Origin of the sequence: Lapillicoccus sp. (assembly GCF_025353065.1) — a bacterium.
Classification (GTDB): domain Bacteria; phylum Actinomycetota; class Actinomycetes; order Actinomycetales; family Dermatophilaceae; genus Lapillicoccus.
On record NZ_JANXRJ010000213.1, the window covers coordinates 1 to 2003 of the forward strand.

At 64.1% G+C, this 2003-nt stretch carries 2 protein-coding genes and 1 pseudogene; all 3 read right to left on the minus strand.

What is annotated here, in order from left to right; all coding sequences use genetic code 11:
* Nucleotides 1-204: 204 nt before the first annotated feature.
* Nucleotides 205-633 carry a hypothetical protein gene (locus Q0R63_RS16270; RefSeq protein ID WP_295699524.1) on the minus strand — a complete coding sequence of 143 codons (429 nt, stop codon included), beginning with the start codon at nucleotides 631-633 and terminating at the stop codon, nucleotides 205-207.
* On the minus strand, nucleotides 620-1540 hold the full coding sequence (locus tag Q0R63_RS16275; RefSeq protein ID WP_295699526.1) for a hypothetical protein: 921 nt from the start codon (nucleotides 1538-1540) through the stop codon (nucleotides 620-622). The genes Q0R63_RS16270 and Q0R63_RS16275 overlap by 14 nt, the downstream gene beginning before the upstream one ends.
* 328 nt (nucleotides 1541-1868) lie before the next feature.
* A pseudogene (locus Q0R63_RS16280) lies at nucleotides 1869-2003 on the minus strand (ISL3 family transposase); the annotation flags it as partial.

Genomic DNA, 2003 nt, shown 5'->3' on the forward strand with positions numbered 1-2003 from the left:
CCGAGGTCGGCAGCAACGGCACGATCCGACTCCACTGGGCATCATTCAGGACCTGAGTACGCGACATGACCCCAGAATCACCCAGCCCACCCCCAGACTTTTGGAGACACGCCCTAGCCCGCGGGTTCAAACATTACCCAAAAGTCTGGATCCAATCCGTGGGCTCACAGTTTAATCCTGGGGCGGCATTTTACGGTGGCCGGGTCAGTCGCCGGAGAAGCCTGCGAAGCAGATCCCGGTCGGCGCGTCGGGTGGTCCGGCGACGACGTACCCGCCGTACCAGTTGGGAAGCCACTCGTCGATGGCTGACGACTGCGCCCATCGCCGTACCGCGTCCAGGTCGGGGTGGAGGGTGTCGAAGGCGGTCATCAACTGCGCTTCGCTCAGGGGCGCGACGACGCCGAACCGGGGTTCGTCACTGACCCCTTCGAACATGTCGATGATGCTGTGGGTGCCGGACGCGGGCTGGTCGTCCAGCAGCGCCTCGATGCTCTCCGGTCGGTCGATACCGTCGACGCCGTCGCCCTCCCAGAAGTACTCACCGGCGGCGAACTCGGCCTCTTGCAGGCGCACCAGTACGGCCGCGATGTCCGGCTCGAAGGCCACGATGTGGTGCCACTCAGACGATCCCATCACTGACCTCCTCGATCTCGTCCGTCACCAGAGGGGCGTAGGCCTGAGGGATCCACGACGGTGCGGGCTTGCCCTCGGGCAGCACCGCGTCCAGGACCTCGACGACGGCTGCTGCCCGAGGCCCGTAGTCCCGTGGGTCGGCGGTCGCCTTGAGCCACAGCGCCCCTGACGTCAGGACGTCGCACTCGGCCAGCGTTTGCCGCCCCGACACCAACCGGCCGTCGGCGATCTCAGCGGTGAGGCTTGCCGAGACCAGGGTGATCCAGTTGTAGGTGGTGACGACGTCAGTCCTCCCCCTGACGTCGTCCTCATCCTGACCAAAGGTCGACGCCCACTGCTCGGCGAACACGTCCTCACGGATACCGCCGCACCCCCGCAGTACCCGGTAGTCGTCGACGAGGTCCTTGACGACATGCATGCCCGCGAAGAGGCGCTCCCAGTACTCGGTCCTGACCCAAAGGCGGGCAACCACGCCGGCCCCGGCAGAAGGCTCGAGGCCGAAGTCCATGAAGCCAGAACGGCCCAGTCCCGCCGGGTAGCCATCGGCACCCATCGCCCGGAAGTCCATGAGTAATGTTTCCCCAACCTGCATGGTCTTGAAGTGGGCAAGCAACGCCTGCTGGCTGGCAGCGAAGCTCCGGCTGCCGCCTCCGACACCCTCTCCTCTGACCCACGCCGCGATCCACGCACCATTCGGTTCACCCCTTATCGGGACCGGAAGGCGAGGTGGCCGGAAGGTGATCAGCTCGGGCGCCTCACAGGCCACCTCGTAGCATCGTTGGTCCAGGATCGGCATCACCTCGTGCAGCCACTCCTCGAACAAGAGAGCAGCCGAACCCACGTCCGGGATGGCGACATCAAACGTCAGGAAGAGGTGACTGGGATCCGCAGCACCGAGGGAGGTCATGGGACAAGAATAGGTCCAAGGGGAACCCTTACTCCAGGAGACAGCGGCGCACCTGGTCCCGGCCAGTTGAGCCAAGACGGAAGGAGGGTCCCATGCCACCACCGTTCGACCAGCGACTCATCAGCCGCCCCCGCCGAGGGTCCCGGCTGCGGCTGTGACTGTGACTGCCCACCCTTACGGGTTGTGTATTGGACATACCCGTTCTTTTGATACTTAACGGTCCAACGGATTCGGGGTAATCAGTTCTTCATCGATTCCATAGCTGGGACCCTTGCGTGCCTTGACGTTGTTCGCAGCCAAAGCAGAGATGTAACCGTTTAGTGGCTCTTCACAGATGGCGGTGTAGTTGGGGTCTGAAGCCGCCGGTCTCGAGGAGGGATCGAGCGATGTAGTTGGTGAGGTTGCGGAAGCCGAGGGCGATGCCCCGTAGGTGTTCGAGTCGTCCGTTGAGGGCTTCGGTGGG